At 68.3% G+C, this 25,014-nt stretch carries 22 protein-coding genes; 8 read left to right on the top strand and 14 right to left on the bottom strand.

The window, feature by feature from the left end; genetic code table 11:
* Window positions 1-7 precede the first annotated feature (7 nt).
* From AGI3411_RS15760 to AGI3411_RS15740, 5 genes are read right to left on the bottom strand one after another with little or no spacing between them, the layout of a single operon-like run.
* Complete coding sequence (locus AGI3411_RS15760; protein ID WP_129528312.1) at window positions 8-1,561, bottom strand: ABC transporter substrate-binding protein; 1,554 nt, start codon at window positions 1,559-1,561, stop codon at window positions 8-10.
* Window positions 1,562-1,601: 40 nt separating this feature from the next.
* Window positions 1,602-2,732, bottom strand: a complete 1,131-nt coding sequence (locus tag AGI3411_RS15755) for a C45 family autoproteolytic acyltransferase/hydrolase (RefSeq protein ID WP_129528311.1) — start codon at window positions 2,730-2,732, stop codon at window positions 1,602-1,604.
* A 31-nt stretch (window positions 2,733-2,763) separates the two neighbouring features.
* Entirely contained in the window at window positions 2,764-4,419 is a 1,656-nt protein-coding gene (locus AGI3411_RS15750; RefSeq protein ID WP_129528310.1) for an ABC transporter ATP-binding protein, read from the bottom strand.
* 1 nt (window position 4,420) lies between these two features.
* The gene (locus AGI3411_RS15745) at window positions 4,421-5,275 is read right to left on the bottom strand and encodes an ABC transporter permease (protein WP_129528309.1); all 855 of its coding nucleotides are present in this window, start codon (window positions 5,273-5,275) and stop codon (window positions 4,421-4,423) included.
* Between the two features lie 6 nt (window positions 5,276-5,281).
* Window positions 5,282-6,226, bottom strand: coding sequence for an ABC transporter permease (locus AGI3411_RS15740; protein WP_129528308.1), 945 nt, complete (start codon window positions 6,224-6,226; stop codon window positions 5,282-5,284).
* A gap of 186 nt (window positions 6,227-6,412) precedes the next feature.
* On the opposite strand from AGI3411_RS15740, the gene AGI3411_RS15735 reads away from it, so the two are divergent.
* Window positions 6,413-7,306, top strand: a complete 894-nt coding sequence (locus tag AGI3411_RS15735; RefSeq protein ID WP_129528307.1) for a LysR substrate-binding domain-containing protein — start codon at window positions 6,413-6,415, stop codon at window positions 7,304-7,306.
* 12 nt (window positions 7,307-7,318) lie between these two features.
* Here AGI3411_RS15735 and AGI3411_RS15730 read toward each other — a convergent pair whose 3' ends face one another.
* The 8 genes from AGI3411_RS15730 to AGI3411_RS15695 form a co-directional block, all read right to left on the bottom strand.
* Window positions 7,319-8,332 carry a Bug family tripartite tricarboxylate transporter substrate binding protein gene (locus AGI3411_RS15730; protein ID WP_129528306.1) on the bottom strand — a complete coding sequence of 338 codons (1,014 nt, stop codon included), beginning with the start codon at window positions 8,330-8,332 and terminating at the stop codon, window positions 7,319-7,321.
* Window positions 8,329-9,540 (bottom strand): acetylornithine deacetylase, encoded by a 1,212-nt coding sequence (argE, locus tag AGI3411_RS15725; protein WP_129528305.1) that lies wholly within the window; start codon window positions 9,538-9,540, stop codon window positions 8,329-8,331. Before argE ends, AGI3411_RS15730 begins: the two co-directional genes overlap by 4 nt.
* A 106-nt stretch (window positions 9,541-9,646) precedes the next feature.
* Window positions 9,647-10,459, bottom strand: coding sequence for an HpcH/HpaI aldolase family protein (locus AGI3411_RS15720; RefSeq protein ID WP_129528304.1), 813 nt, complete (start codon window positions 10,457-10,459; stop codon window positions 9,647-9,649).
* Window positions 10,460-10,478: 19 nt separating this feature from the next.
* Window positions 10,479-10,796 carry an NIPSNAP family protein gene (locus AGI3411_RS15715; protein ID WP_129528303.1) on the bottom strand — a complete coding sequence of 106 codons (318 nt, stop codon included), beginning with the start codon at window positions 10,794-10,796 and terminating at the stop codon, window positions 10,479-10,481.
* Window positions 10,797-10,806: 10 nt separating this feature from the next.
* Entirely contained in the window at window positions 10,807-11,757 is a 951-nt protein-coding gene (locus AGI3411_RS15710) for a 2-hydroxyacid dehydrogenase (protein ID WP_129528302.1), read from the bottom strand.
* Between the two features lie 18 nt (window positions 11,758-11,775).
* Window positions 11,776-12,720 (bottom strand): Bug family tripartite tricarboxylate transporter substrate binding protein, encoded by a 945-nt coding sequence (locus AGI3411_RS15705; protein WP_129528301.1) that lies wholly within the window; start codon window positions 12,718-12,720, stop codon window positions 11,776-11,778.
* Between the two features lie 80 nt (window positions 12,721-12,800).
* Complete coding sequence (locus tag AGI3411_RS15700) at window positions 12,801-13,685, bottom strand: SMP-30/gluconolactonase/LRE family protein (RefSeq protein ID WP_129528300.1); 885 nt, start codon at window positions 13,683-13,685, stop codon at window positions 12,801-12,803.
* Window positions 13,686-13,718: 33 nt separating this feature from the next.
* A complete protein-coding gene (locus tag AGI3411_RS15695) occupies window positions 13,719-14,450 on the bottom strand; it encodes an RraA family protein (protein WP_129528299.1) in 732 nt (243 codons plus the stop codon).
* Between the two features lie 171 nt (window positions 14,451-14,621).
* On the opposite strand from AGI3411_RS15695, the gene AGI3411_RS15690 reads away from it, so the two are divergent.
* Window positions 14,622-15,413, top strand: coding sequence for an IclR family transcriptional regulator (locus AGI3411_RS15690; protein ID WP_129528298.1), 792 nt, complete (start codon window positions 14,622-14,624; stop codon window positions 15,411-15,413).
* Here the strand turns inward: AGI3411_RS15690 and AGI3411_RS15685 are convergent.
* Window positions 15,410-15,973 (bottom strand): hypothetical protein, encoded by a 564-nt coding sequence (locus AGI3411_RS15685; RefSeq protein WP_129528297.1) that lies wholly within the window; start codon window positions 15,971-15,973, stop codon window positions 15,410-15,412. The genes AGI3411_RS15690 and AGI3411_RS15685 overlap by 4 nt on opposite strands.
* Before the next feature lie 293 nt (window positions 15,974-16,266).
* Between AGI3411_RS15685 and AGI3411_RS15680 the strand changes: the two genes are divergently transcribed.
* From AGI3411_RS15680 to AGI3411_RS15655, 6 genes are all read left to right on the top strand, one after another.
* On the top strand, window positions 16,267-16,980 hold the full coding sequence (locus AGI3411_RS15680; protein WP_129528296.1) for a gluconate 2-dehydrogenase subunit 3 family protein: 714 nt from the start codon (window positions 16,267-16,269) through the stop codon (window positions 16,978-16,980).
* 3 nt (window positions 16,981-16,983) lie between these two features.
* Window positions 16,984-18,759, top strand: coding sequence for a GMC family oxidoreductase (locus AGI3411_RS15675; RefSeq protein WP_129528295.1), 1,776 nt, complete (start codon window positions 16,984-16,986; stop codon window positions 18,757-18,759).
* A gap of 12 nt (window positions 18,760-18,771) precedes the next feature.
* Entirely contained in the window at window positions 18,772-20,091 is a 1,320-nt protein-coding gene (locus AGI3411_RS15670; RefSeq protein WP_129528294.1) for a c-type cytochrome, read from the top strand.
* Between the two features lie 246 nt (window positions 20,092-20,337).
* Window positions 20,338-20,877, top strand: a complete 540-nt coding sequence (locus AGI3411_RS15665) for a P-loop nucleotide/nucleoside kinase family protein (RefSeq protein ID WP_129528293.1) — start codon at window positions 20,338-20,340, stop codon at window positions 20,875-20,877.
* Between the two features lie 35 nt (window positions 20,878-20,912).
* Window positions 20,913-22,556, top strand: a complete 1,644-nt coding sequence (locus AGI3411_RS15660) for a VRR-NUC domain-containing protein (protein ID WP_129528292.1) — start codon at window positions 20,913-20,915, stop codon at window positions 22,554-22,556.
* Between the two features lie 70 nt (window positions 22,557-22,626).
* Entirely contained in the window at window positions 22,627-24,894 is a 2,268-nt protein-coding gene (locus AGI3411_RS15655; protein WP_129528291.1) for an ATP-dependent DNA helicase, read from the top strand.
* The last annotated feature ends 120 nt before the right edge of the window (window positions 24,895-25,014 follow it).

The following is a 25,014-nucleotide window of genomic DNA, read 5'->3' as shown; positions in this document are numbered from 1 at the left end:
TGCGTTCCTAGTCGGTCTTCGACACTTCCCAGAGCTGCGGCGTGCCGAAAATCGACGATTCGAAGCCTTTGACGTTCTTGCGGTATGCGCCGGTGCTCAGAGTGTTGAACAGCGGGATGATGGGGACCTGTTCGAGCATCAGCCGGTGCAACTGGTCCAGCAAGGCCTGGCGTTCGGCGGGAGCGGTGGTGTTGGTCGCCTTGTCAAGCAGCGCGCGGGCGCCGGGGTCGTCCCACAGCTTGCGCGGCTGGGTGGCCTTGTCGCCGGTGACGGCTTCGTAGCTGAGGGCGGGATCCATGCGGCTGGAGTACGAGAAGGACATCATCTGGTAGTTGCCCTTTTGCCACTTGTCCTGCTGGGCGCCCCATTCCAGCACTTCGATGTCGGCATTGATGCCGGCCTGCTGCAGCATCGCCTGGGTGATGACCGCCGCGTCGTAGTTCGGCAAGTTGCGCTTATTGGTCGAGATGACGATCCTCTCGCCTTTGTATCCGGCCTTCGCGAGCAGGGCCTTGGCCTTGGCCGGGTCGTAGGCGTAGCCCTGCTTTTCGGCGTCGCCGTAGTAGGGCGACACCACGGGAACCAGCGAGTTGTTGGGTTCGGCCAGGCCGTAGGTAACGCCGGCCACCAGCTCCTTGTAGTTCAGCGCCGCGGCGATGGCCTGGCGCAGATAGGGGTTGGAGAGCAGCTTGTCGCGGGTCTGGATCGTCAGGGTGGACGGAGCGAGCTGCGGCACGACGGTGGTGCCGATGGCCTGGTTCTGGGCCAGTTCCGCGACCTCGGAATAAGGCACTTTCGACATCAGGTCGATGGCGCCGCTCGCCAGGGCGGTCTTGGCCGTGGCCGGGTCAGAAATGACGAGGAAGCGCACTTCGTCGACCAGCGGGCGCTTGGAGCCCACATAGCCGTCGCGCTGGCCGGGCCGGTTCGCATAGTTCTCGAAGCGCGTCAGGCTGATGTATTCGCGCCGGCGCCATTCGGCGAAGCGGAAGGGGCCGGTGCCGATCGGCTTGTCCCAGGTGCCGTCGGCCTTGACCGAGTCCCGGTGCGTGATGGCGGTCATGCCGCAGTCGTTGCGGGCCAGCGAATCCAGGAACAGCGGCGCCGCCTTGTTCAGCTTGAAGACGACGGTGGCCGGATCGGCGGCGGTGGCGCTTTCGACCTTCAGCCCGATGCGGCCGTCGAAATCGGTGAGGCAGCGCCAGCCGGTCTTGGGATTCATGTAGCGGTTCCAGCTCCAGACCACGTCATCGGCGGTCAAGGGGGCGCCGTTATGGAAGGTCACGCCCTGGCGCAGGTGGAAGGTATAGGTCTTGCCGTCCTCGGAGACGTCGATCTTCTCGGCGAGCAGCGGCGAGGCCTGGCCTTTCGCGTTGTAGCCCACCAGGCCTTCCACGGTATGCAGCACTACCGTGTCGGTATTGGCGTCGCGGTTCACGCCGGGATCGCTGCTGCGGATGTCCGCGTCCTGGTGGACGCGCAATACCGTGGCGGCCAGGGATGGCGTCGCGGCCGTCAAGAGGGTGGCCAGGGCGGTAAGCGCATACAGAGGTCGTTTCATGGTGGGTCCTTGATGAGATCGGTTTTCTGCCAGGAGACGTTCAGAAGGAAAGCGGGGAGCCCCGCTCCAGCGAATAGCGGGCGTAGGCGGTGTGGCGCCAGGGCATGCGCGCCACTTCCAGGATGCCGGCGGCGGGTTCCATGATCAGGGTGGCCGTGGTGCAGGACGGGTAGCCCTGGGCGCTGACCCTGCCTGGCCGGCAGACGGAGAAGGGCGTGGCGTGCGTGTCCGCGAAGGCCGCCTTGAGATCGCGCGTGCCGAGGCTGCGGCCGGCGGCGGCCAGGTGCTGGCGGACGCGCTGGTCGCGATAAAGGCTCTCGGGCGAACCGGCGATGCCGGTTTCCTTCAGCTTGCCGAGCGCGACGGGGCTGACCCAGTGATTGGCGTGGACCAGCAGGCCGTCTTCGGGGTAGACGAGGAAGGTTTCGTCCGGCGCGCATTCCAGGCTCAGCGCGAAGCCCAACTGCGTGCCCAGGATGAGATTGCACGAGCAAGCCTTGGGCGTGGCGGTCACGGCCTGCAGCGCCAGCGCGTAATGCTCCTGCTCCAGCGCCTTGCGGCGCACCAGCGGCAGCGGCACGCCGTTCTGCTGGTAGTCGCGGCTGGAAGACATGCCGTTGCCGTTCAAGGCGATGCCCGCGGAGTTCATGCCGTAGCGCGCCAGTCCGCCCGCCTCGACGAAGGTCAGCACATCCGGGCCATCTTCGCGCAAGAGGCGCAGGATGATGATGGTGTCGGCGCAATCCTGGCGGTTGTCCCAGTTCTGGCCTTGCAGGAAGTTGCCATTGGCGCTGCGGCCCGGGAGGATGGCGGCGCCCGTGCACTCGTCGCTCCCGGGTTCCGCGCCGCCCGCCTTGCGGGCGCGGCGGGCCTGCGCCACGATCTCGGTGCGTGCGTTGATCATCAGCACGTCCTCGAACGAGACGCCCGCGCCGGCGGCAATGCCGCGCATCTCTTCCAGGTAGGCAGGCTCGAAGTCCTCGATGGAGCGTGAGAAGCGGGCGATGAGACGTTGCAGATCCGCCGGCGAGAACTGGAGCTGCTGCAGCGCCCGGGCATAGATGTCGGCGCTGCGCTTGACGCGCGCGGGCACCAGGCGGCCGTGCTGCAATCCCCGCTCATAAGGCGTGCCGGATACTTCCACCAGTGGGAAGAATGCTTCTGCTTCCATGTTTGTTCCTATGGTCCCGGGTCGCCGGGGGTCATTGATCGAATCGCCACTTCAGGCGCACGCCGCCGTTCTCGTTGGGCTCGAGGGCGGGAATGGCAGAGAGCAGCTTGCGGGTGTAGGGGTGTTGGGGGGCGTCGAAGATCTGGTCGCGCGGGCCCTGCTCGACGATCTTGCCGTCCTGCATTACGACCACGCGGTCCGCGACCTGTTCGACCACGCCCAGGTCGTGGCTGATGAACAGGCAGGAGAAGCCATGGCGCTGTTGCAGCTCGGCGAAGAGTTTGAGCACCTGGGCGCGCACCGTGACGTCGAGCGCCGAGACAGGCTCGTCGGCGATCACGAAAGCGGGCCGGCGGACGATGGCGCGGGCGATCGCCACGCGCTGGCGCTGCCCTCCGGACAATTCATGGGGATAGCGCCGGGCGTACTCGGGGCCCAGGCCCACCTCGCCCAGCACGGCGTCGACGCGGGCCATCTTCTGGGCGCCCGACATGCCGATCACCTGGCGCAGGCCTTCGGCGGTGAGTTCGCCGACGGTCATGCGCGGGTTCAACGACGAGTACGGGTCCTGGAACACCATCTGGCAATTGAGGCGATAGTCGTTCCAGGCGGCGCCCGCCTGTGCGATGGGCCTGCCCCGGAAGTAGATGCCGCCGTCCGTGGGAGCCAGCAGCCCGGCGATGGCGCGGCCCAGCGTGGTTTTGCCGGAGCCCGACCCGCCGACCACCGCCACGACTTCGCGCGGACGGATCTGCAGGTCTATGCCGTGCAGCGCGCGTTTGGCGGCCGTGCGGCCGAACAGGCGCTGGCGGCCCGCGTAGTCGACGAGCAGCCCCCGCACGTCGACAATGGGCGCTTCCGGCGGGATCGACCGGGCCGGCTCCCGGTGGGGCATGGCGGCCAGCAGCTGGCGGGTGTACGGGTGCGCGGGGCGGTCCAGAATCTGCCGGGTGGTGCCGCTTTCGACGATTTCCCCGTGGCGCATGACGATCATGCGCTCGGTGTACTGCGCCACCATCGGCAGGTCGTGGCTGATCATCAGCACCGCCGTGTTCCGGTCGCGCGTCAGTTCCAGCATCAGTTCCAGCACGTCGCGCTGGACCACGGCGTCCAGCGCGGTGGTGGGTTCGTCGGCGACCAGCAGGGCGGGCTCCAGCAGCATCACGGCCGCAAGCATCATGCGCTGGCGCATGCCGCCGGAAAACTCGTGCGGCCAGGCCTCCAGGGCGGAGGCCGGATCGCGCAGGCCGACCCGCGCCAGCATGGCCAGGATCATCTGCTTGCGCAGGGCAGGGGGCAGTTCCTTGCGGTGCAGCGCCAATCCTTCATCGAGCTGGCGGCCGATCTTCATGGACGGGTTGAGCGAGGTCATGGGCTCCTGGAACACCATGCCGATGCGCGCGCCGCGCAGCTTGCGCAAGGCGGCCGGGCGGGCATCCGTCAGCGATACGCCTTCGAAGGTGATCGTGCCGGCCGAACGCACCAACGGCGGGGGTGTAAGGCCCAGCAACGCGCGCGCCGCCTGGGTCTTGCCGCTGCCGGATTCGCCGACGATGCCGACGAGTTCCCCGGGCTTGATGGAGAAGCTGACCCGCTTGACGATTTCCCTGCCGCCGGCGCCCACCGTCAGCGTCAGGCCGTTCACATCCACCAGCGTTGCGGCGGCGTTCTGGTTCTTGGTCGTCATGTCATTCACCCGTGCGCATGCGAGGGTCGAGGCGGTCGCGCACGGCGTCGCCCAGCAGATTGATGCCCAGCAGGGTGAGCGAAATGCAGATCCCCGGGAAGATGCTGAGATAGGTCGCCTGCGCCATGAACGGGCGGGCTGAGGCCAGCATGTTGCCCCACGTCGGCGCGGGCGGCGGCACGCCCAGGCCCAGGAAGGACAGGGCGCTTTCCGCCAGGATGACCCAGCCGAACATCGAGGTCGCAAGCACGGTCAGCGGCGCGACGCAGTTCGGCAGCACGTGGCGCGCCATCGTGTACCACTCCGAATTGCCCAGCACGCGCGAGGACTCGATGAATTCGCGCTCGCGCAGGGACAGCACCGTGCCGCGCACGATGCGCGTCACGGACGGGGTGTACGCCAGGCCCAGCGCCAGGATGATGCCGTACTTGTTGGCCCCGACCACGGCAAGCAGCCCCAGCGCCAGCAGCAGGCCGGGGAAGGCCAGCAGGGCGTTGTTGAAGGCCATGATGATGCGGTCGGTCCAGCCGCGCACGAAACCGGTCAGCACGCCGATCGCCGTGCCCAGCACGACGGCGAACGACACCGTCAGCAGGCTGATCCAAACGCTGGTCGACGCGCCTACCATCAGGCGGCTGAGCACGTCGCGGCCGAACTCGTCGGTGCCCAGCCAGAACTGCGCGCTGGGCGGCTTGAGCCGGGACGCGAAGCTGATGCCCAGCGGGTCGCGCGGGGTCCATACCGCGCCCAGCAGGGCAGCGGCCAGGACGATGGCGATGATGGCTCCGCCTACCGCCGCATTGGCGGGAAGGCGGCGGCGCCGGGTTTTCGCGGGTTTGATGGCAGTCAGTTCCATATGGGGTTACTCCGCGCCTACACGGGGATCGAAAGCGGGATAGAGCAGGTCGACGAACAGATTGACCAGCACGTAGATGACGGCGACGAACAGCAGGCAGCCCTGGATGACCGGGTAGTCGCGCGCGAAGATCGAATCGACCAGCAGGCGGCCCAGGCCGGGGATGGTGAACACGGTCTCGACCACGGCGATGCCGCCCAGCAGGTTGCCCAGCACCAGGCCGATGAGCGTCCAGGTGGGGCCGAAGGAGTTCTTGAAGACGTGATGGGCCAGCACGGCGCTTTCGCTCAGGCCCTTGGCGCGGGCATGGGTGACGTAGTCCAGGCGCAGCACTTCCAGCGCGCTGGCCCGCGCCATGCGCATGAGCACGCCGATCTCGTGCAGGAACAGCGTCAGGATGGGCATGGCCAGGTACAGCAGGCCCGCGACCGCATCCTCGGAGACCGACACGTAGCCGACGACCGGCAGCCATTCCAGCTTCAGCCCCAGCAGCAACAGCAGCAGGAGGCCCAGCCAGAAGGTGGGAATGGACACGAGCAGCGTGGCCACGCCGACCAGCGCGATGTCGGTGGGCCGGTTCTGGCGCCAGGCGGCGATGATGCCGGCCGGCACGGCGACCAGCGTGGCGGCGGCCACGGCGGCCAGCACGATGGGGGCGCTGACGAGGAAGCGGTCCCAGACCAGGGCCAGAACGGCCTGGCCGGTCGTGATCGAATTCCCCAGGTCGCCATGCAGCAGGTTGTTGAACCACAGCATGAATTGGGTGGGCCAGGGCTGGTCCAGTCCCATGCGCTGGCGCAGGTCCTCCAGGCTGGCGGGGTCGGCCAGGTCGCCCAGCAGCAACTGGGCCGGGTCTCCCGGGATCAGGCGGATAAGCACGAAAACGGCGACCGACACGATCAGCAGTGTGGGTATGGCCATTCCTATGCGCGTTAGTGCGAAGCGAAGCATATGGGGCTCATGGCTCACGTCCAGGCGCCTGCCGCGGCGGCGCGGAGGGGACGATTCTGTTGACGGGGACCGCGTTCGCTGGCGCGGTTGCGGAACGGCGTAACTTTGACGTCCTGTCATAAAGAAGTAAAACTAAAATTACTTTGGGGTATATAAAGGTTTACTTTCTAATAGGGTGACTGCCCGATGAGTTCGATACGTTTCTTCCGCACCTTCGTCGCTGTCGCGCGCAGCGGATCTTTCGCTGCGGCATCGGAGCGTGTATCGCTGACGCCGGCCGCGGTCAGCCTGCAGATGCGCGCGCTGGAAGACGATCTGGGCCTGACGCTGTTCGACCGCAGCGGAAAGATCGTGTCATTGAGCGAGAGCGGGCACCGGCTGCTGCCGCGGGCGGAGCAGCTGCTGGCGCTGTACGACGATCTGCGCGATGGCCCCGATGGCGACCACGAAGTGGTGGGATCCATCAACGTGGGCGCGGTGGCGACGTCCATGGCGTTCCTGGCGCGCGCCGTCCTGATCCTGCGGGAAGCGCACCCGAAACTGAAAGTGCAGCCCGCGATCAACTTTTCCGGCGACTTGTCCCTGAGGGTGCGCGCGGGCGAGCTGGACGCGGCGCTCGCGGTGAAGAACGCCCACAAGCTGCCTGCCGGCACGCAATGGACGCCGCTCTATACCGAACCTTTCGTGTTCATCGCGAACCGCCAGTCGGCCGGCCGGGCGGATATCGGCGGCCTGATGAAGCGCCGCCTGTTCCTGCGGCCTTCGCGCAGTACGCATACGGGGGCGTTGATCGACGCCTTCGTGCGCAGGAACCGCCTGCGGTTCGGCGAGTTCCTGGAAATCAATTCGTTGCGGACGATGGTGGAGCTGGTGCAGCAGGACGTCGGCATTACCATCGTGCCGCTCACGCGGGCCGCCCGCTGGGAGGACGACCCGCGACTGCGCGTGACCTATTTCGACGACCCGACGGCGCATCGGGCCGTGGGCCTGTTCGAGAGCGAGGCGCGCAGCCATCTGACCAGCGCGCTCAGGCGCGTCCTGCTCGACACCATCGAGCAGGACGACCAGCTGCGGCAGTGAGGCGCGGAGCGGTCAGTCGACCGCGAGTTTCGCGCTCTTGACGACGCCGGCCCAGTAGGTCGTTTCCTCGTGGAGCTTGCGCGCGAAGGTGGCGGGGTCGCTTGCGACGACTTCGGCGCCGTCCTGGCGGATCTTGTCGAGGACGGCGGGGGTGCGGGCCGCCTGGCTGATTGCCGACGCGAGGTAGGCGATGCGTTCGGGCGGCGTGCCGGCGGGGGCGAAGACGCCGTACCAGCCTTCGATGGAGACGTCCTTGATGCCTTGCCCCGCCAGCGTAGGCGCTTTTTCGAACGCGCCGATGCGGCTTTCGTGCGTGACGCCCAGCACACGCAGCTTGCCGCCGGTGACCAGGGATTCGACGGAGGGCGGCGAGGTGATGAGCATGTCCACGGTGCCGCCCAGCAGATCGTTGACGGCGGGGCCTGCGCCGCGGTACGGCACGTGCACGAGCGACAGGTCTTTCTGTCGCGCCAGCAGCACGCCGGTCAGGTGGGACAGGGTGCCGTTGCCGGGCGTGGCGTAGGTGACGGCGCCGGGGCGCGCCTTGGCGTCGTTCAGGTAGTCCGCCAGTGTGCGGTACGGGCTTTCGTTCCTGACGACGAGCGCGAGCGGGGCCGAGGTGATCTGCGATACCGGGGCGAAGTCCTTCAGCGCGTCGAAGCCGGTGTTCTTGTAGATCGCGGGATTCACCGCCATGACGCTGTTCTGTGAAAGCACGAGGGTATAGCCGTCGGGCTTGGCGCGGGCGACGGCGGCGGTTCCCATGTTGCCGCCCGCGCCGGACCGGTTTTCCACCACGACGGATTGGCCGGTGATGCGCCCCAGCTCGTTGGCCAGCAGCCGGGCGACGCCGTCGTTGCCGCCGCCGGGAGGAAAGGGCGAGACCAGCGTAATGGCTTGCCGCGGATAGTCGTTGAGCGGTGCGGGCGCTTCCGCGTGCGCGCCCGGCGCGCACAAGGGGAGCAGCAGCGCGGCGGCCATGGCGGCCGCCGTGCGGCGCGGGGCGCGTGTCGCGTGAGGGATCATCGGGCTTCTCCTGTCGTTTCCGTATCGGTCTGGAATTCGGCGGCGTGTTCGCCAAGCGCGGCAATCATGGCTTCGCAGCGGGCAAGCTGGCCCAGCTCCACGTATTCGTCGGGCCGGTGGGCCTGTTCGATGCTGCCGGGCCCGCAGATGACGGATGCAACGCCGGCCTGCTGGTACAGCCCGCCTTCTGTCATGTAGCTGACGTGGGGGCCGGCGCAGCCCGCGCCGGACAGCCCCATGACGAAGCGTGCGATGGCGGCGTTGGGCCCAGGACGCAGGGCAGGGTTGTCGGATTGCTTTTCGAACAGGATGTCGGCCGCGGCGAATTTGCGCCGCATGCGCGGCAGGATGTGGTCGCGGGCATAGTCCTGCACGCTGCCGACGATGCGGTCTGGGTCGCTGTCGGGCAGGTAGCGGTAGCCGAAGATGAATTCGCAGTCGCGCGGAACGATGTTGCGCGCCAGCCCGCCGTTGACGAGCGCGGTCTGCAGGGTGTCGTAGGGCGTATCGAACGCGCTGTTCCTTCGAGGCGCCTCGGCGTACTGGTCGGCGAGGTCCTGGATATGGCCGATGAGGCGCGCGGCGTACTCGATCGCGTTGACGCCGTCCTGGGTGCGGGATGCGTGCGCCTCCTTGCCGCGGACGCAGCAGCGGTAGTTGCGGCTGCCTTTGTGCGCGGTCACGACCTGCATGTCGGTGGGCTCGCCCACGATACAGGCCGCGGGCGAGATCCGCGCGGCCTGCAAATCGGCCAGGAGCGTCCTGACCCCTTTGCAGCCAACCTCTTCGTCGTAGGTGAAGGCCAGGTGGACGGGGCGCTGCAGTTCCGCCGCGGCAAGGCGGTCGACGCAGGCGAGCACGGCCGCGAGGAAGCCTTTCATGTCGCAGGCGCCGCGGCCGTAGAGGCGTCCGTCAGCGATGCGGGCCTTGAAGGGATCGCTACTCCAATCCTGTCCGTCGACCGGCACGACGTCGGTGTGCCCCGAAAACACGATGCCGCCGGGCAGGTCGGGCCCGATGGTGGCGAACAGGTTGGCCTTGGCGCCGGTGGCGTCGTAGCTGAGGCGCGCGCCGATGCCCTGCCTGCGCAGGTGGTCGCGCACCCATTCGATTAGGCCCAGGTTGGAATCCCGGCTGACCGTGGGAAATGCGATCAAGGTTGCCAGGATATCCAGCGTCCGGCGTGTGGGTGTTTGGTGCTGCGACACGTGTTCCCTCCCATGGATCGGTGACACTGTAGTGTCCGGGGGAGGGCAGGACCAATTAAATAAACAGAGGGTCCTATTAGCGTTGTTAATGCGTTTGGCGCCGCGCCTAGCCTTGCCTGAGGGCGTGCGCGAACGTGGCGCGCTGCCTGGCGGCGCCGAGCAGGCAGGACAGATCCGTGCCCATCGACACGAAGCATCCGCCCGGTCCGGCGGCCAGCTCGCGCAGTAGCGCGGGCTGGCCCGCCAGGCCGCCCAGGCCCAGCGCCTTGCCCGCCCCGCGGCAGGCGAGGCGGATGCGCGCCAGGGCGTTGCGCAGCGCCGGATGCTCCCATTGGCCCGGCACGCCCAGCGACGCCGCCAGGTCGTGCGCGCCGATGAACAGCATGTGCAGCCCTTCCACCGCCGCGATCGCTTCCACGGCCTCCAGCGCCGCGGCGCTTTCGATCATGGCCGCCACCAGCACGCCGCCGTCCAGGGCCTGCTGCACTTCGGCCTGCGGGTAGTCACGGTAATGCAGGGCGGGCAGGCCGCCGGCCACCGATCGCCTGCCCAGCGGCGGGTAACGGCAGCAGGCGACGGCGCGCGCCGCGTCCTCGGCGCTGTCGACCTGCGGCGCGATGATGCCCATCGCGCCGCCGTCCAGGACGCGGCCGATCAGCGCGGCGTCGATGGCGGGCACGCGCGCCAGCGGCGTGACGCCCGCATCCCGCGCGGCGTTGCAGATGCGGCTGGCCGAGAGCAGCGGCAAGGACGAATGCTCCAGGTCCACGTAGAGCGCGTCGAAGCCGGCGGTGGCCGCGATGCGGCCGATCTCGGGGCCGTCGCACAGGCGCACGATGAGCGAGGCCGCCAGCCCGCCGTCGGCGAGCCGGCGCAGCAGCGGGTTGCGGGCCAGTTCGCGGGCGCTGGGCGTTTGCATGCAGGGGCTCCGGATGCGTTCAGACCAGGCGCGGGCTGAAGGGCGCGGCACGCCAGATGGAGACCTGCTGCGCCGCGAAGGTGCCGCGGTTGCCGCGCTTGAATTCCTGCCACTCGGGATCGGCCTCGAGCGCGGCGCGGCGCGTTTCGCGGTCGGCCATGCTGTCGTAGGCCCAGATGTGCAGCACCTGGTTCAGGGTGCCGATGTCGCTGACGAAGAATCCCAGCAGGCGGCCCAGGTGCTTCATCTGCAGCGGCAATGCGAATTCGCGGTAGCGCGCCAGGTAGGCGTCCATGCCCCCGTGCGGCAATGTGTAGATGCGGTGTTCGATGATCATCGGATAGGCCCTAGGCGGGCGGCGTCAGCACGGCGCCGGTTTCAAAATAGGCATGCAGGTTGTCCAGCACCAAACGCTCCATGGCATGGCGCGTTTCGCGGGTGGATGCGGCGATGTGCGGCAGCGTGACGACGTTGTCGCGCCCGAGCAGCGCGGCGGGCACCTTGGGTTCGTCGGCGTAGACGTCCAGGCCGGCGCCCGCGATGCGGCCTTGGGCGATGGCCTGCGCCAGCGCCGCCTCGTCCACGACGCTGCCGCGCGAGATATTGATCAGGTAGCCCTCTGGGCCAAGCGCATCCAGCACGCCGGCCGACACCAGGCGCCGGGTAGCGGCGCCGCCCGGGCAGGACAGCACCAGGAAGTCCGACCAGCGCGCGAGCGCGCCGAGATCGGGCTCGAATTCCAGGCCGGCGCCGGGCTTGGGCGCGCGGCCGTGATAGCGCAGTGCCATGTCGAAGCCCGAGGCGCGCCGGGCGATGGCCTGGCCGATGCGGCCCAGCCCCACGATGCCCAGCCGCTTGCCGCTGACGCGCGTGGCGAGCGGGTAGGCGGCCGTGGGCCAGCGCCCCGCCTGCACGTGGCGGTCGGCGGCCGGGATCTGGCGTGCCACCGCCAGCACCAGGGCGAAAGCCAGGTCGGCCACGCAATCGTTCAGCACGTCTGGCGTGGTGCTGACCTGCACGCGATGGCGGCGGGCGGCTTCCAGGTCCACGCTTTCGTAGCCGACGCCGAAGCAGCCCAGCACGCCGCCCGGGAAGCAGGCGAACATGGCGTCGGTGCAGCCGTGGCGCGACATGGTGACGCCGCCATCGAAGCGGCCGCGGTGCTCGCGCAGATAGGCGCCGGGGTCCGGCTGTTCCCAAAGCGCCACGAGCTGGTAGCGTTCGCGCAGGCTGGCATGCAGCCCCGGGGGCAGCGGGCCGATCGCCAGCAGGCGGCAGGGGCGGTCAGGCGGATGCATGGCGGGGTCTCCTCGCGGCTATTCGGTGCGGATGCCGGCCTTGTGGATGAAGGGCACCCAGCGGTCCAGGTCGGCGTTGAGCTTGGCCTGGAACGCCGCCGCGTCGAGCGGTCCGCTCAGGCCGGCGTCGGCCAGCCGTTGCGCCAGCGCCGGGGCGGCGACGACTTTGGCGAGCGCGGCCTCCAGACGTTTGCGCGTGTCGGCGGGCGTGCCCGCGGGCGCCAGCACGCCGTACCAATTGCTCATCTGCAGTTCGGGCAGGCCGGCCTCGCGCGCGCTTTCCACGCCGGGCAGATAGCGCGAGCGCTCTGTGTCGTAGATGACAACGGCCTTGACCCGGCCGTCTTTCACATAGGGCTGCAGCACGGGCACGTCGGCGTTGAGCATGTCGACCCGGCCGGCCATGAGGTCCACCAGCGCCGGAGCGGCGCCGCGATACGGCACGTGCGTGGCGTGCGCGCCGGTCGCCAGGTTGAAGAGTTCGCCGCCGATATGCATGGTGGATCCCACGCCGCTGGACGCATAGCTGAGCGGCTTGCCGGACTTGGCAAGCGCGACGAGCTCGGCCGGCGTCGAGGCGCCGAGCGAGTTGCGCACCACCAGCAGGCTCTGCACCTGCCCGAACAGGTAGACGGGCGTCAGGTCCTTGCGCGGATCGTAGGGTAGCCCCGGCGTGGTGCCGGCGGTCATGACGTAGCCGAGCGTGGCGACCAGCAGCGTCTGCCCGTCGGGTCGGGACTTGGCCACGTAGTTGGCGCCGATGGTGCCGCCGGCTCCGCCGCGGTTCTCCACGACCACGGTCTCGCCCAGTTCGGCGGCCAGGTCGGGCGCGACCAGCCGCGCGACCTGGTCCACGGGGCCGCCGGGAGCGAATGGGACGACGATCTTGAGCACGCCCGCGGCGTGGACGGATCCGGCTGCAAGCGCGGCGGCGATTGCGGCCGCGATGATGAGTCTGGGCATGTCTGTCTCCTCTGCCGCGTCTGCGGCGGGTGGCGGGCGCGCGGTCTGTGCCGCGCCGTTGTCCGCCGGGCTTTCCGGGTTCAGCCGCGGTAGCGCGGTTCGGGCAGTCCTTGTGCGCCGACGTCCAGCGCGAACAGGCCGCCCGCGTATGGTTCCGCGGCGAGCTGTCCCGGCGCGAGGCGCTGCGAGTGGCTGGTGATGTACAGCGTGTCCAGCCCGTCGCCGCCGAAGGCGGGGCAGGTGGGGTTGGTGACGGGCAGCTGGATGACGCGATCCACCCGGCCGTCCGGCGTCAGGCGGACCAGCTGGCCGGTGGCGACCATGCAGTTCCAGACGCAGCCGTCCGTGTCCACCGCCGCGCCGTCGGGACGGCCCGGCTGCTGGGTCCAGTCCTTGAAGACCCGGCGGTTCGAGATGGCGCCGTCGTCGATGTCGAAGTCGAATGCCCAGATCACCTGGTTGTGCGTGTCGGCGAAATACATGCTGCGGTCGTCGGGACTCCAGGACAGCGCGTTGGGGAGCACGAAGCCGTCGAGCATGGCGTGGCACTGGCGGTCCGCGTCCAGGCGATACAGCGTGCCCTTGGGCTCGCGCTTCTGGTCCTGCATGCTGCCCACCCAGAAGCGGCCGCGGCGGTCGCACTTGCCGTCGTTCAGGCGATTCTCGGGCTTGTCGGCCTCCGGGTTGACGATGAGTTCGGGCGCCTGGCCGCCGGCCGGATCGTAGACGTAGAGGCCGCGGTTGGTCGCCAGCACGAAACCGCCCGCCTCGCGCAGCGCGATGGCGCCGACCAGCAGCGTTTCGGGCAGGCGCTGCGCCGTGTGCCGGCCGGTGGCGGGATCATAGGACTGCAGCGCGGGACGGCGCACGTCGATCCACCACAGGCGGCGGCTGCGGTCGCACCATAGCGGCACTTCGCCGAGGATGTCGGCGCTCTGGACGACGCATTGGATGTCGGGAGTCATAGGCGGGGCTCGGGTAAGGGAAGGAACGAGGGGCTACTTGTAGCGGGTGGCGGCCAGGGTGGCGAGGTCGACGCCGCGCGCGATGTCGGCTTTTTGGCGCGTGTCGCCGGCGTGTATGCGCTCGGCTTCTTCGAGCACTGCCTCGGCGTGGGCATAGGGAACGAAGACCACGCCGGCCTCGTCGGCGACGACCAGGTCGCCCGCCTGCACGCCGATGCCGGCGATGCGCACCGGACCGTTGATTTCAACCGTGCGCAGCCGCCATTTGCCGGTGATGGGGGTGGGGCCGCGCGACCAGATGGGAAAGCCCAGTTCGCGGGATGCGGCGGGGTCGCGGTGCCCGCCATCCACGATGGCGCCCGCGCAGCCCTTGCGGCTGGCGACGGAGGCGGACTGGCCGCCGAGATTGGAGATGCCCGGCAACCCCTGGATGACCGCCACGTCGCCGGGCTCGGCCAGGTTGTAGGCCTCGTGTTCGCCCATCTTGCCGACGCCGCCTTGCGCGGCCGCGGTGGGCGTGTCTTCGCGCTCGATATTGCGTACGGTCACCGCCTGGCCGATCACGCGGCGGCCGGGCAGGGTCGGCGCCAGCACGCTCGCGGGAACGGCGCCGTACAGGCCCAGCTTGTCCATGGCGTCGGACACCGCGCCCGCCAGGTCATCCAAGGCGGCATAGCGCCGCAGTACGCCGGCCGGCAGGCGCGGCAACGCCATCAGGCGGATGGCTTCAGGGGGAACGCGTCCGGTCAGGGGCTTGTTGGGCATGCGCGGGGCCTGCAAAGGTTGCGGGGGGCGGCGTGGAACAGCTTGTTTTTAATGATATCCCGTATAATAAATTTTTGTCAAAATTCTAAATAGTAGGATTTGATTAAAATTTTATGGAGGTCGGCTACACTCGCGGGGTTCATCCCTGACGCCCGACCGCTACTGCCGCCTATGTCTTCCAGCCTTGCCCGCGCCTTCGATGTCCTGGACCTGTTCACTCTGGAAAGCCCCAGGCTGACGAGCGACGACGTCAGCGCGCGGCTGGGCTATTCGCGCTCGATGGCGTACCGCTACCTAAAGGAGCTGTGCGACGCGGGACTGCTCGCGTCAATGGCGGGCGGCATGTACGGATTGGGGCCGCGCATCATTGAACTGGAACGCCTGCTGGCCCTGAGCGACCCGCTCTATCTGGCGGGCAGGGCGGTGCTGAAGGGGCGGCGGCGCGAAGACAGCGCCTACCTGCTGCAGAACCTGTATGACGACAAGGTGCTCTGCATCTACAAGGAAGGACCCGACATGCTGGAGCACGCGGGCCGCCGCATGGTGATCCTGCGCGGGCGGGGGCAGCCGTTTCCCTTGTTCCAGGGATCGGGCTCGCTGGCGTTGCTGGCCTCGCTGCCGCATCACCGGATCCGCCAAGTCTATCTGCGCAGCGCCCACGAGATCGCGGCCGCGGGGCTGGGCCAGGATTGGAGCGAATTCCGCCGCACGCTGGCGGGCATCCGGAAGGCCGGTTTCGCCATCAGCCACGAACAGATCGCGCCGGGCCTGGGCGGCGTGGCGGTCCCCATCCTGCTCGACGACGGCGCGCTGGTAGGCAGCCTGGCCTGGACTTTTCCCATCGAGCTCATGCATCCCGACGCAGAGGCGCAATGGGCGCGGGCGCTGGCCGAGGTGGCCGCGGAAATCGCCCGCGAATACGTGAAACAGGCCGGGCCCGAAGGCGGGCCTGCGCAGGCCTAGAACAGGTTCAGCGCCCGGCCCACCCACCAGCCCAGGCCGACCGCGATGCCGATCAGCAGCGTGCGGCGCAGGCCGCCGCCACCGGCAGGCACGGCGCCCGGGGACAGCGAGGCCTCGGGCGCCGCGCTGGCGCGATGCGATGGCGCGGCAGGGGCCTGTGCGGAAGCGGCGCCTTCGGTTTCGATCGAGAACCCGGGCTTGGCTCCGCCTTCTCGCAGGTCCGGCGCCAGTTCATTCACGTCGATTCCCGCCTGGCGCAGCAGTTGCCATACGTCACCGCCGCCCTGGCCGGCGCGCAGCGCTTCGATGCGTTCGCGCTGCGCGCGCGGCACCGCATCCAGACTGTCGTATTCGCGGCCGTTGAGCGTGACGGCCCCATCCTTGATGTCGACCTTGAAGGGTTCGCCGTCTTCGATGCCGGCGTAGCTCCAGGTTTCGCTGACCGTCGCGCCGTCCAGCAGGGTTGCGATGTCTTCGCGCTGCTCGGACGCGGTGCCCTTGGTGGCGGTCCAGCTGCGCGTCGTCGTGGTGCTGCGCCAGGTCTTGGTCTTGTCATTCATGGTCGGAATCGTTCATCGCCTTGTCAGAAAAAGCCCGCATTGGCGGGCTTCTTACGTAGTCCTTAAAGCAAAAGACATTTCCATGTCAAGAAAATCGAACTGATATGGTCGTATGAGCGTATCAGATGGTCGAAAGAGCGCATAATGTCGGCACCTTTTCTTGTGTCCCCTTTCACGAGAAAAGTCGATTTTCTGTAAGCGAAGAGCGTGTTGTCACTAGCTCGGCGGTTCGTGTTTCCAGGTTCATGTTCGCTAGCGCGCTAGGACAACTGGAAGTAATCACGGAGATGTCTATGACAGAAGACGCAAAGCCGCGCAGGCGGTTCCTGCAGGCGTTGGCCATCGTGCCGGCGTCGACGTTGGCGGTGGGCGCAATGGCCACCGGCTGTACCAGCGGGTCGGAAAACGCTACGGCGCAAGCGGCCAAGCCTTATGAACCCACCTATTTCACGAAGGCCGAGTGGGCCTTCATCGTCGCGGCGGTCGACCACCTGATTCCCGCCGATGAGTATGGCCCCGGCGCCATCGAAGCCGGCGTGCCGGAGTTCATCGACCGCCAGATGGAGACCCCGTTCGGCCACGGCAAGCTCTGGTACATGCAGGGGCCGTTCCATCCCGACGTGGTGCCGGAACTGGGCTACCAGCTGAACCAGAATCCGCGCCAGGTCTACCGCAACGGCATCGAAGCCTGCGACGCCTGGTGCATGAAAACGCACGGCAAGGTCTACGCCGACCTCGACAAGCCGCTGCAGGAGCAGATCCTCAAGGACCTGCAGGGCGGCAAGATCGTGTTCGAGACCGTTCCGTCCAGGACGTTCTTCAGCTTCCTGCTTTCCAACACCAAGGAAGGGTTCTTCGCCGATCCGATGTATGGCGGCAACAAGGACATGGTGGGTTGGAAGATGGTGGGTTTCCCGGGGGCGCGCGCCGATTACATGGACTGGGCGGACCAGCCCAACGTGAAGTACCCCTACGGTCCCGTTTCGATCTCTGGGGAGAAGGGCTGAGCCATGGCGATCAAAAAAGAGAAAGTTGATGCGGTGCTGGTCGGGTTCGGCTGGACCGGCGCGATCCTGGGCCAGGAACTGACCGAGGCCGGCCTGCACGTGCTTGCGCTGGAGCGCGGCGGCATGCAGGACACGCCCAAGGACGCCGAGTACCCCAAGGTGATCGACGAGCTGGCGTACTCCGTGCGCGGCAAGCTGTTCCAGGACCTGTCCAAGGAAACCGTGACCATCCGCCACGGCGTGGACGACGTGGCCGTGCCGTACCGCCAGAACGGTTCGTTCCTGCTGGGCACCGGCGTGGGCGGGGCGGGCTTCCACTGGAACGGCATGCACTACCGCGTGCTGCCCGAAGAACTGGAACTGCGCACGCGCTACGAGACGCGCTACGGCAAGGACTTCATTCCCGAAGGCATGACCATCCAGGATTTCGGCGTGACCTACGACGAACTGGAACCGTACTTCAGCAAGTTCGAGTACGTCTGCGGCACCTCGGGCAAGGCCGGCAACCTGAACGGCCAGATCGTGGAAGGCGGCAACCCGCTGGAAGGCAAGCGCAGCAAGGAATTCCCGCTGCCGCCCCTGACCACCACCTATGGCGCTCAGCTGTTCGACAAGGCCGCGCGCGAGGTCGGCTTCCATCCGTACCCGGCGCCCGCGGCCAACGCGTCCGGCCCCTACACCAATCCGTATGGCGTGCGCCTGGGGCCCTGTAATTTCTGCGGCTTCTGCGAGAACTACGGCTGCTATATGTATTCGAAGGCATCGCCGCAGACGACCATTCTGCCGGTGCTGCTGAAGAAGCCCAACTTCGAGCTGCGCACGCAATCGCACGTGATCAAGGTCAACCTGGATTCGACGGGCAAGAAGGCCGTGGGCGTGACCTATATCGATGCGCAAGGCCGCGAGGTGGATCAGCCCGCCGACCTGGTGATCCTGTCGGCCTACCAGATGCACAACGTGCGCCTGCTGCTGCTGTCGGGCATCGGCAAGCCTTACGACCCCAAGACCAACGAAGGCGTGGTCGGCAAGAATTACGCGTACCAGATGAACGGCGCGGTCAGCGTGCTGCTGCCCAAGGGCACCCAGCTCAATCCCTTCGTGGGCACGGGCGCGGGCGGCGTGGGCATGGACGACCTGAACGGCGACCAGTTCGACCACGGCCCGCTGGGATTCCTGGGCGGCGCCAGCATCCGCCACGTGCGCTACGGCGGCCGTCCCATCAAGCAGACGCCCACCATGCCGGGTACGCCCAGCTGGGGCACGGGCTGGAAGGCCGGGGTGCAGGATGCCTACCAGCGCCACATGTCCATAGGCATTTCCGGTTCGGTGATGTCGTACCGCGACGCCTATCTGTCGTTGGACCCGACCTACAAGGACACCTTCGGCCAGCCGCTCTTGCGCATGACTTTCGATTGGCATGACAACGAGTTCGACATGCTGGGCTACATGGGCAAGCGCATGGAAGAAGTGGCCAAGGCCATGAAGCCCGAAAAGTACGCCGTGGGGGTGCGCAAGAAGGGCGCGCGCTACGACACCCGGGTCTACCAGAGCACGCACAACACGGGCGGGGCCATTATGGGGTCCAATCCGAAGGAAAGCGTGGTCAACAAGTACCTGCAGAGCTGGGACGTGCCCAACGTGTTCGTGATGGGGGCCTGCGTGTTCCCGCAGAACATGGGCTACAACCCGACGGGCCTGGTCGGGGCGCTGGCCTTCTGGTCCGCGCAGGCGATACGCGACCAGTACCTGAAGAACCCCGGCCCGCTGGTCCAGGCGTAAGGAGACGGAACAATGATTAAGCAGACCATTGTTGCGGCAATCTCCGCCCTGGTTGCGGGCTCGGCGTGGGCGGCGGATGGCACGCCCGCCGCGGCCGCTGCCGACGCGCAGCTGATCAAGCAGGGCGAGTACCTGTCGCGCGCCGGCGACTGCATTGCCTGCCACACCGCGAAGGACGGCAAGCCGTTCGCGGGCGGGCTGGGCATCGAGTCGCCGCTGGGCACGATCTACTCCACCAACATCACGCCGGACAAGGAAACCGGCATCGGCGAGTACTCGTACGAGGATTTCGACCGGGCGGTGCGCCACGGCGTGGCCAAGGACGGGCATTCGCTGTATCCGGCCATGCCGTACACGGCCTACGCGAAGGTCACTCCCGACGATGTGAAGGCTTTGTATGCCTACTTCATGCATGGCGTCCCGCCGGTGAAGCAGGCCAACAAGGACACCGACATCACCTGGCCGCTGTCGATGCGCTGGCCGCTGGGCGTGTGGCGCTGGATGTTCGCGCCGGACGCCGTGAGCGGGCCCGCCGCGAGCGACCTGAAGGGCGCCGACCGCGACGCGTTGCTGCGTGGCCAGTACCTGGTGGAAGGCCTGGGCCATTGCAGCACCTGCCATACGCCGCGCGGCTTCGCCTTGCAGGAAAAGGCGCTGACCGAGGCGGACGGCTCGGCCTTCCTGTCGGGCGGCGTGGTCGAAGGCTGGCTCGCCAAGAACCTGCGGGGCGACATGACCGACGGCCTGGGCAGCTGGAGCAAGGAGGACATCGCGGCCTTCCTGAAGTCCGGCCGCAACGGCCATTCCGCGGCCTTCGGCGGTATGGCGCAGGTGGTGGGCGACAGCACGCAGCACCTGTCCGACGCCGACGTGAACGCCATCGCCGTGTACCTGAAGAGCCTGCCGCCGGTGAACAAGGACGCGACCAAGCCGCTCGCCTATGACGATTCCGCGGCGCAGGCGCTGCGCGCCGGCAAGGACCAGAGCGACGGGGCGATGGCCTTCCTCAACAACTGCGCGGCCTGCCACCGCAGCACGGGCAAGGGCTACTCGGAAACGTTCCCGCAGCTCGCGCTCAGCTCCACCGTGAACTCGGCGGATCCCGCCTCCCTGATCCACATCGTGCTCAAGGGGGCGCAGATGCCGGGGACGTCGGCGGCGCCGACCGCGTATGCGATGCCGGGCTTCGACTGGCGCATGACCGACAAGGAAGTCGCCGACGTGGTGACCTTCGTGCGGTCCAGCTGGGGCAACAAGGCAGCGGCGGTCAGCGCCGCCGACGTGGCCAAGGTGCGCGAGGAAGTCGGCGCCGCGCCGCAGCCGGCCCGCTGACGCCAGCCTGGTCCGCGCCGGGAGACCTAGGTTTTCCGGCGCGGCCGGCCGCGGCGATTTGACAGGCGCGCCGGTCGGGCGCATCATTTTTTTCATGACGCGCCCGCAATCTTCGTTCGCCCGAATTATTCCCGCCATCGCAAGCAGGGTGGGTTAGCGCGCGTCAGCACATTGCCAGACAAACCCGCCAGAGGCGGGTTTTTTGTTTGGTCTCCCGCCTTCTGGTCTTCGTTCCCAGGAGCCCCAATGCCATCATCCCCTTCCACCTCCTGCGCTGCGGCGCCAACCCTGCACTTTCTGTGCGGCAAGATCGGCGCCGGCAAATCCACGCTGGCCGCCGAACTGGCGTCCCGGCCCGCGACGCTGCTGCTCAGCGAAGACCGCTGGCTGGCGGCGCTATATCCCGGCGAGATCCTGGACGTGACGGACTATGGCCGCTGCGCCGCCCGGCTGCGCAACGCGATCGGCGAACACGTCGCCTCGCTCGCCGGGGCAGGCCTGTCGGTGGTGCTGGACTTCCCGGCCAACACCCGGCGTAGCCGCGAATGGCTGCGCGAGGTGGCGGCGCAGGCCGGTTGCGCCCATCGGCTGCACTACCTGGACGTGCCCGATGCGGTATGCAAGGCGCGGCTGCGCGCGCGCAATGCCTCGGGCACGCATCCGTTCACCACCACCGATGCGCAGTACGACGCGATCACGGCGTATTTCGTGGAGCCATCCGAAGACGAGGGCTTTGACATCGTCCGCCATGTTCCGGACGGCGGCAAGCCGGCCGGCCTGCTATGATTACTGGATAAATACCCAGTTATCCGGCCGCGCCGATGTTTCCTCCGCACCGCTACTACTACCTGCACAATTTCGAGCGCGCGCTGGCGTGGATCGCCGAGCGCTACGCCGACCTGCTGGACGACGCCGAACTCCGCTTCCTGGCGGATTTCCAGGCCTTGCCGCAGGCGTCGCGGGCGCTGATGGTGCGGATGCTGATGCGGCGCGGGCCGTGGTTCCGCGCCACCCGGCTGGCCTACGAGGAAATCCCAGGCACCCGCGAGGCGGCCGCGCCGCTGGCGGCACTGGGTTGGCTGGATGCCGACGCGCCCATGACGCTGGACGAGCTCTTCGGCCTGCATACCAAGGCCGAGCTCGTGGCGTTGTTCCCCGGCACGCCGGTCAAACCCGGCGTCCGCAAGACCGAGCTGCTGGAAGTGCTGCGGCCGTGCCACCCGCAGGCGCAGCCCTACGCGGCGTGGCACCCGCAGGCAGGGGAACCGGTGTGGCGTGTCATGGCGGCGGACCAGTGCGAGCGGTTCCGCCTCATGTTCTTCGGCAATCTGCGCCAGGACTGGTCGGAGTTCGTGCTGGCGGACTTGGGCGTGTTCCAGTACGAGACCGTGCCGTTCGATGCGGCGTCGCGCGCGTTCCAGGCCCGCGCCGACGTCGACCGCTACCTGGCGCTGCACGCGTGCCGCCAGGCCCTGGAGGACGGGGCGGCGGTCGATGCGCTGTTGCCGGCGGTCGACGCCTGCGCCAGCGGCAATGCCTGGCTGGAGAAGCGGCGCGGCAAGGTGCTGCTACGTATCGGCCAGGCCTGCGAGCGCACCCAGGATTGGGAGGCCGCGCAGCGGGTGTACGCGTTGTGCGCCTATCCGGGCGCGCGCCATCGGCGCATCCGCGTGTATGAACGCATGGCGCGGTTCGGCGACGCGCTGGCGCTGGCGGCGCAGGCGCAGGCCGCACCGGAAAGCGAAGAGGAAAGCCAGCGGCTGGCGCGGATGATGCCGCGCCTGCTGCGCGGGGCGGGGCAGGCGGCCCCCGCGCGCCGGCGGCTGCCCGCGATGGCGCGCACGGACCTGTGCCTGCCTCGGCCCATGCAGCCCGCGTCGGTCGAATTCGTGGCGCGCGACCACCTGCACCGCGACGACGCGCCTGTGCACTACGTCGAGAACGCGCTCATCAATTCGCTGTTCGGTCTGTTGTGCTGGCCGGCGGTGTTCGAACCCGTGCCCGGCGCGTTTTTCCATCCGTTCCAGCGCGGGCCCGCCGATCTGGATTCCCCCGACTTCCACTTGCGGCGCGAAGCGCGCTTCGCCGAATGCCTGGCGCAGCTCGATACCCCCGGCTACCGCGACACGATCCTGGCGCGCTACGCCGGCAAGCGCGGCGTGCAGTCGCCGTTCGTGTTCTGGGGGGCGCTGTCCGAGCCGCTGCTGGCGCAGGCCCTGGATTGCCTGCCCGCGGCGCACCTGAAGCTGTTTTTCGCGCGGCTGCTGCGCGACGTCAAGGCTAACCGGTCGGGCCTGCCGGACCTCGTCCGCTTCTGGCCGGGCGAGCGGCGCTACGAACTGATCGAGGTCAAGGGGCCGGGCGACAAGCTGCAGGACAACCAGATCCGTTGGCTCGAATACTGCGTTGCGCACGGGATGCCGGTCAGCGTTTGCCACGTGAGCTGGCGGGAGGACACGGAATGACGGCGGTCCGCCACACGATGCGCGCCAGCGGCCTTCTGAAGCGGAGTATCCATCCTGGAACGGGCCCAAGATGAAATACACCGTGGCGGTACGGGCGCTGTGCGAGTTCACGGCGCGCGCCGGCGACCTGGATTCGCGTTTTACGCCGGCGCCGAGCGGGTTGGAGGGGATGGCGGGGCATGTGGCGGTGGCAGGCCGGCGCGGGCCGGGCTATGAAACCGAGGTGGCGCTGTCCGGCCAGCACGAGAACCTGCTGGTGCGTGGCCGCGCCGACGGCTACGACCCCGCGGCGAACCAGCTCGAAGAGATCAAGACGTATCGCGGCCGGCTGGACGGTGTGCGCGAGAACCACCGGGCAGCCCATTGGGCGCAGGCCCGGGTCTACGGACATTTGCTGTGCCAGGCGCGGGGGCTGACGCAGCTGCGCGTGGCGCTGGTGTACTTCAACGTGGTCACCGAGGAAGAAACCGTGCTGACGGAAACGCACGACGCGGCGGCGCTGGCGGCGTTCTTCCAGGAACAGTGCGGCCGTTTCCTGGCCTGGGCCACGGCCGAACTGGCGCACCGGCAGGCGCGCGACGCGGCGCTGGAAGCGCTGGCTTTTCCGTACGGCGCGTTCCGCAGCGGGCAGCGCGAACTGGCCGTGGCGGCGTACCGGACGGCGCGCGACGGCGGGTGCCTGATGGCGCAGGCGCCCACCGGCATCGGCAAGACGCTGGGCACGATCTTTCCCTTGCTGAAAGCGTGCCCGGGCTCGGGGCTGGACAAGATTTTCTTCCTGGCCGCCAAAGGGCCGGGCCGCGCCCTGGCGCTCGAGGCGCTGGAAACCGTCAATGCGCAGCCGGCCGCCCCGTGCCTGAGGGTGCTGGACCTGCAGGCGCGCGACAAGGCCTGCGTGCATCCCGACAAAGACTGCCACGGCGAATCCTGCCCGCTGGCCCAGGGCTTCTACGACCGCCTGCCGCCCGCCCGCGAGGCCGCGCTGCAGCACGTCCGGCTGGACGCCGCCGCGCTGCGCCGCACGGCCGACGAACACCAGGTGTGCCCCTATTACCTGTCGCAGGAAATGGCGCGGTGGAGCGACGTGGTGGTGGGCGACTACAACTACTACTACGACGCCACCGCGATGCTGCACGGGCTGACCCAGGCCCACCAGTGGAAGGTCGCGGTGCTGGTGGACGAGGCGCACAACCTGGTGGACCGCGCGCGCCGCATGTACACGGGCGAACTCGACCAGACGGCGCTGGCGGCCGCCCGCTACGCGGCGCCCAAGCCGCTGAAGAAGGCGCTCGACGGCCTGAACCGGTCCTGGAACGCCTTGAACAAAAAGCAGGCGCAAGCCTACCAGGCCTACGACGAGGCTCCGGCCGGCGTGCTTGCGGCGGTACAGAAGGCGGTGGCCGCCATCACCGACCACATGGGCCTGTCGCCCCTGCCGCAGGACGATCCCGTGCTGGCCTTCTACTTCGAAGCGCTGCATTTCATGCGCCTGGCCGAGCAGTTCGGGCCGCACGCGCTGTTCGACGTGACCCTGAACGCCGCGGGCGCCGGCGCCAAGACGCCGCCTTCGACCCTGTGCGTGCGCAACGTGATCCCCGCCTCGTATCTGGCGGGACGCTACGCGGGCGCGCACGCCACCGTGCTGTTTTCCGGCACCTTCAGTCCGCAGCAGTTCTACCGCGACACGCTGGGCCTGCCGCCGGCCGCGGCCTGGATCGACGTGGACGCGCCGTTCCAGGCGGAGCAGCTGGCGGTGCGGGTGGTGGGCAATGTGTCCACGCGCTTTCGCGACCGGGAGCGTTCGCTTGCGCCCATCGTCGACCTGATCGCGCGGCAGTACGCCGAACGGCCGGGCAACTACCTGGGGTTCCTCAGCAGCTTCGACTACCTGCGCCGTGTATCGGACCTGATGCGCGAACGCCATCCGGACGTGCCCATCTGGATGCAGACGCCGGGCATGGACGAGGCCGGCCGCGCCGGGTTCCTGGCGCGGTTCTCCGAAACGGGGCAGGGCGTCGGGTTCGCCGTCCTGGGCGGCGCCTTCTCCGAGGGCGTGGACCTGCCGGGCAGGCGCCTGATCGGCGCCTTCATCGCCACGCTGGGGCTGCCGCAGGTGAACGCCGTGAACGAGCACATCAAGCGCGCCATGGACCGTCGCTACGGCGAAGAGAACGGCTACGACTACACCTACCTGTATCCCGGGATGCAGAAGGTGGTGCAGGCGGCCGGCCGGGTGATACGCACCGAGCAGGACGTCGGCACGGTGCACCTGATCGACGACCGCTACCGGCGCGCCAAGGTCCGCGGCCTGTTGCCGGGCTGGTGGCGGGTGGAGTGATCAGCCCGGCTCCCGGGCCGGCACGGGCGCGGCCCCTCGGGTTTGGGTAGTATTTCGTCTGCGTCCGCCTGGCTGGCGGAGCGCCACAAGGAGACAAGCATGCCTACTGCCACCCCCGCG

The organism is Achromobacter agilis, assembly GCF_900496965.1.
GTDB lineage: Bacteria > Pseudomonadota > Gammaproteobacteria > Burkholderiales > Burkholderiaceae_B > Achromobacter > Achromobacter agilis.
The sequence above is the reverse complement of the archived record's forward strand: the minus strand, read 5'-3'. Positions and strand labels throughout refer to the sequence as shown.